Annotated in this window: 5 protein-coding genes and 1 pseudogene; 3 read left to right on the top strand and 3 right to left on the bottom strand. The window is 44.3% G+C overall.

Features of this window, described 5'->3' with window-relative positions; genetic code table 11:
• Window positions 1-171 precede the first annotated feature (171 nt).
• A complete protein-coding gene (locus tag QUA27_RS26985; RefSeq protein ID WP_333072090.1) occupies window positions 172-597 on the bottom strand; it encodes a serine hydrolase domain-containing protein in 426 nt (141 codons plus the stop codon).
• Between the two features lie 570 nt (window positions 598-1167).
• Between QUA27_RS26985 and QUA27_RS26980 the strand changes: the two genes are divergently transcribed.
• From QUA27_RS26980 to QUA27_RS26970, 3 genes are all read left to right on the top strand, one after another.
• Window positions 1168-1377 carry a DUF2997 domain-containing protein gene (locus tag QUA27_RS26980; RefSeq protein ID WP_015176940.1) on the top strand — a complete coding sequence of 70 codons (210 nt, stop codon included), beginning with the start codon at window positions 1168-1170 and terminating at the stop codon, window positions 1375-1377.
• Between the two features lie 40 nt (window positions 1378-1417).
• Window positions 1418-1804 (top strand): DUF1257 domain-containing protein, encoded by a 387-nt coding sequence (locus QUA27_RS26975; RefSeq protein WP_242716193.1) that lies wholly within the window; start codon window positions 1418-1420, stop codon window positions 1802-1804.
• 77 nt (window positions 1805-1881) lie between these two features.
• A complete protein-coding gene (locus QUA27_RS26970; protein ID WP_333072088.1) occupies window positions 1882-2352 on the top strand; it encodes a ferredoxin in 471 nt (156 codons plus the stop codon).
• 94 nt (window positions 2353-2446) lie between these two features.
• Here the strand turns inward: QUA27_RS26970 and QUA27_RS26965 are convergent, their stop codons facing one another.
• Both QUA27_RS26965 and QUA27_RS26960 read right to left on the bottom strand, forming a co-directional pair.
• A complete protein-coding gene (locus QUA27_RS26965) occupies window positions 2447-2728 on the bottom strand; it encodes a YiaA/YiaB family inner membrane protein (RefSeq protein ID WP_190662287.1) in 282 nt (93 codons plus the stop codon).
• 413 nt (window positions 2729-3141) lie between these two features.
• Window positions 3142-4800 (bottom strand): annotated as a pseudogene (locus QUA27_RS26960) (transposase); the annotation flags it as partial.
• Window positions 4801-4902: the final 102 nt, after the last annotated feature.

Below are 4902 nucleotides of genomic sequence, written 5' to 3'. Positions count from 1 at the left end.
AAAAATATGGACGTATTTGCTGCTCACAAAGCCAGTTTGGGCTTTATTTGGGCTTAAATTTTGTTTAAGTCCCACTAACAAGCCCATGCCAAAGTTAGAGTATTCGTAGCTTTGACCGGGTTCGCTCAGCAGCGTGATTTCTGCTAGATCTGCATACATTTCCTGCGCCGTTTAGTCAAGGTAAGGATTGCTGGGATATTGAATTTCTTCCAGGAAAATGTCTGGCAAACGGGGTAGTCCAGAGGTATGGGTTGCTAACTGTTGCAGGGTGATAGATTGGACGGCAGGATTTAACTGGTTGATGACTTCTAGGGGCAAATAGAGACGAATCGGAACGTGTAGATCGACAGTGCCATCATTCACTAATTTCGCCAGAACTGTTCCTGTAAATAGTTTAGTTACAGAAGCGATTTCGTAAATTTTACCAGCATTAGGAATAGCAGAAACGGTGTCCCTGAGCTTGCCAAATCCTTTGATGTAATGATGCCCTTGCTCAACTACTCCGATCGTTAAAGCCAGTTTTTCTCTCTTGGTTAGATAATCCTGCGTAATTCGATCGATTTTAGACTCCGAAATTTTATAAGCCAGGGTTATCAATTAAAAATAATTCATAAGTAATTCCGCCGAAAAAACAGAATACCCAGAACCCCGACTTTTTTAAGAAGTTGGTATCTAAAGCGCGTTCGTATTTTACGTTTACAAAACTTACGCAAAGATAAGCCCAGAGACATCTAAGTTTTACCGTCACTTTCTATAGAATTTTTTTGGGGTGTCCCGCCCGCCCGAAAAATAAAATTTAGATGCCCAACAGCTTACTAGCTTACTATCCATAGGGCGAATTACACGGCACTTTAGCCTCGGTCTACTATCTCGCGATCCATCCTCCCTCCCCGACGATCAATCCCAAATAGCCGTTGCTAATATTCACCACTCATGTATGACTTGACTGCTGTCACGATCTACGCGAAACTTTACATACAACTGATGTATTGCTTCTACATATTAATAAGTTCTGTTAAGTTGTGACTCAAAACCTATCAATTCGTCAAAATTGATATAGCGCTTTGTCAGTCAGCCAACTCTCAAGAAGCTACTTCAGGAGGCATCGTCCCTGGCTTGCTGGTGTCGGTGTCTGTTCTCAATATTCCTATTCAGTCAGCCCGAATTATGGAAACACTAGAGTTTGTGATCTATCCAGATGGCCGCGTACAGGAAACAGTCACCGGCATTGTCGGTGCTTCCTGTGCTGAGGTAACGGCTGCAATTGAAGCTCAGCTCGGCGTGGTGCTTCACCAAGAGTCAACATCTGAATATTTCACGCAAGCGCTGCATCAGTCAGCCGAAGCGACGGCCCAAGTGGCTTTTAGCGATTGGTAATTTTTTTTGTTGAGTTCACTTAAGTTTTTTTGGAACCACCATGTCACATTTTAGCCAAATTAAGACCCAGATCCGCAATTTGAATTCTTTGGAAGCTGCTTTAACTGACTTGGGTATCGACTGGAAGTCGGGCCCGACTGAGGTGCGCGGCTATCGCGGCCTAACCAGCACCGCTGAGGTCGTGATTGAGCAAAAAAACGGCTACGACGTAGGTTTTAGCTGGAACGGGACTGAGTATGAATTAGTGGCTGACTTGCAGTTTTGGCAGCAAGCTTGGTCTGTAGACCGTTTTCTGAATAAGGTGACTCAGCGCTACGCTTACCATACTGTGGTGAATGAAAGCGCTAAGCAGGGTTTCCAAATTTCTGAGCAAAAGCAAAATCAAGATGGTTCACTCCGCTTGGTGGTGCAGCGCTGGTGCGCTTAATAATTTTTCGACATTTTTGCAATCTTGTTTCATCAAAGTCCGCTTTCGCGGACTTATTTACTATTGTGGGGGTCTAAATGTCTGAGCTTTCTGGACTCGGAATAGATACAGCAAGCGATCGCTCTGGTTTAGAGCCGGAGTTGGGAGGTTTTTTGCGGGATGCGCCCGATCGCTCTGGTTTGGAACCGGAATTGGGCGGCGTGTTGCGCCAAAAAGGTGTCTATGTTGATGAGATTACCTGCATTGGCTGCAAGCACTGCGCTCACGTTGCTCGCAATACTTTTTATATTGAACCGGATTACGGTCGATCGCGCGTAGTGCGACAAGACGGGGATTCTGAAGAGTTGATTGCTGAGGCGATCGACACTTGTCCGGTGAATTGCATTCACTGGGTTGATTACACCGAGCTCAAGAATCTGGAAGAAGAACGCAAGGATCAGGTGATTCCTGTCGTTGGTTTTCCGGTGGATTTGGCGATGGTTCAGGCCGGTGTTCGCCAGCGACAAAAGAATAAGTTGCGCGATCGTAAGTTCAAAGGTAGCCATTGAAATCCCCAATTCCCATCCGCAGCTTGAAACCTGTGGCTCAAAGAACAAAAACAGCCCGCGCGGGCTGTTTTTTGTATACATTGTATAGTCAAATTTATTTGAGAGGATGGTGTTCAGCGAGAATTTTCTCAACTCTAGCTTCGTCGATTCTGGCAGTTAATGTTGTTGCCTCGTTGTTATCGCGAATGGTTTTTGCTAAAGTAAAAGACGAGCCGACTGAAAAAGTTAAACCCATACCCATAAAAGCTTTTTGCCAGGGATCTACCTGTAAATAAATGATACCTACTGTAGTGGCGGAAATGGCAAGAATAAAAGAAAGCCAGCACTGAAGTATCCAAGCATTAGTATCTTTTTGGCGTATGATTTGTTTCTGCATAGTGCCTCTAAGTCAAATATATCTTTTGGTTCATTAACTTAAAGAATAGATAGCGTGAGTGAAGCGGTCAGGAGAGGAAGGGACAGTTTCGATAAGTGAACAGTGCGATCGGGCTTTTTACTAAATATTTCAACGGTGTAGATAGGGTTTGAGTCTCAAGGAAGACTCGCAGCGAGTGGACAGTTTGAAAACTCCACTAACGAAAGCTTGTTTTTTCTCAAAATAGCGTAAAGTGCGCCGAAGAGCACCTTACTTGTTCCAATCGGCCTCCGCAGACTGCGTTTGGCTCTATACAGTGCTTTCAACCGCCGAATCTTATCTACTTCGTTGGTGTAGCCCCAGTTTCAAGAGACTGTTGGCGAATTAAAAAAGGGTGAAACTAAACATCCTATAATCATGGAAAAAAACGATGATGAGGCAGAGGGAAAAAGAGCGAAAAAACGAGAGAGAGGGGGCAAGCCAATCGGAATGTGGTGCCAAAATGCCCACATTCTTGACAGATTCATCGCAGCAGCAGTCACAATATGTTGCAGACGAGTTGTGGCAAGACCCATATAACGAGCCTCACGCAAACCAAAAACACGAATTCCTGGAGATAGCGAACTTTCAACACCAGCCCGTAGGGCATAACGCTGCTTAAACTCCTGGGTATGTTGTCTAGCCCTACCTTTGGCTAGAGCTTCGCTTCCGCTTCATAAAGAGGTTGAGGTTTGAGAGTCAGAACACGAGCCATAGCCGGTGAATGAGTACATTGAAAACGAACAGAGCAAGCCACGCAATCGGGCCGACGTTCACGGACTTGAATCACGGGATAGCCATAGTTATCCCAGCGTTGATGCCAGGATTTGCTGATGTGGCCTTGCGGACAAGTAGCATGGCGATGCTCCCAATCAACGGTAAAACAAGAAAGCTCAAAGCTCAGCTTGGCTTTTTCTTGCCAACTTGAGTTGGAGGGTACAGGGCCAAGGAGTTCAAGGCCTAATTGAGTCTCACTGGTGAGCAAGTGTTGAGCATCAACATAAGCAGTATCGACAATATGTTCTTGTGGTAACAGGTGTTTATCAGCTAAAGCTTGATGAATCACCTGAGTCATTTCGACATCTCCAGTAGTTGCGGGTATCGTTTCCATATTGGTAATTAAATGAGGCAAATCTCGATCGCAAGTTTCTGTAAGATGTACTGTATAACCTGTCCAATTAGTATCTCTTTTTGTCCGATTGCGAGCCTCGATATCGTAAGGGGAAGTAATTAACTGCTTGTGGGGCGGTAAATTATCAGCTTCTCGCCAATAAACTTTGCCTTTGCACCACCCATATTGCTGTATCCAGACACAGCGTAAAATTTCTACCGTTTTGAGCTGGCGCAACCATTCAGGATTCAAGGGGTCATACAAAGCTGACAACAAGTGATGGCCATCATCGCCAATAGTCAATGCCAAGCTGTGTTTTTCAGTTTCAGATTTCGGCAAGCGATATTGCTCAAATCTCGTGCCATAACGCTCAGACCAATCCTGATTGACTACTGTTAATAACCATTTATCGGCAACAGTTGCTAACTGATTTAAGGCATGACGTAAAGTTTATCCAACGCATTCTAGGCGATTCATTTTGCGAAGGCTTCCGATGACATGAGTCAAATCACTTCTGGCTTTCCCTCTTGCTTTGAACCCTCCTCTATGTTGAAAATATGCTAGCATTCGAGCTAGTAATTGAATTTCAATTCCTGCTGAAATTAACCGACTTCTCCATTCACTTAAAACTGAATTATCAAAACCACTATCAGTAATTTTTAATCGAATAAGCATATTTCCCATCTCTACGGCTTCTGACCGCCGCTTATCGGTGAGTCAATCCCTCTGCAAATTGGATAACACTGATTAATGCTAATTATCTAGGTGATAAAGCAATTTAACCGCAGTCAGCTCCAAACAAGGTAATAAAGTCAGCATCCAAATACAATACTCCTAATTCGTCGCGCATTTTCATATAGGGATTGCCTTTGAGAAAAGAAGTTTGTGCTACGGAGGCGGTCATTTCTGGAATCAATGACCTGTCGCGAGGGTGAAGAGTAATAATAAATGATTTAATATGGTGCGTGAGTGCGATTCGTTTAGCCGAAACCCGAAAGGGGGGATGGCTAGCATCGATGGGGTAAACCCTCTAGGGTTAGAGTTC

Origin of the sequence: Microcoleus harperi Pol14_C6 (assembly GCF_036701295.1) — a bacterium.
Classification (GTDB): Bacteria; Cyanobacteriota; Cyanobacteriia; order Cyanobacteriales; family Microcoleaceae; genus Microcoleus.
This window is presented reverse-complemented; position numbering and strand designations above follow the sequence as displayed.

Bases quoted from the DNA above. Each gene is read 5' to 3' on its own strand.
- QUA27_RS26975 (WP_242716193.1), top strand. From the start codon at position 1,418: ATGTCACATTTTAGCCAAATTAAGACCCAGATCCGCAATTTGAATTCT.
- QUA27_RS26970 (WP_333072088.1), top strand. From the start codon at position 1,882: ATGTCTGAGCTTTCTGGACTCGGAATAGATACAGCAAGCGATCGCTCT.
- QUA27_RS26980 (WP_015176940.1), top strand. From the start codon at position 1,168: ATGGAAACACTAGAGTTTGTGATCTATCCAGATGGCCGCGTACAGGAA.
- QUA27_RS26965 (WP_190662287.1), bottom strand. From the start codon at position 2,728: ATGCAGAAACAAATCATACGCCAAAAAGATACTAATGCTTGGATACTT.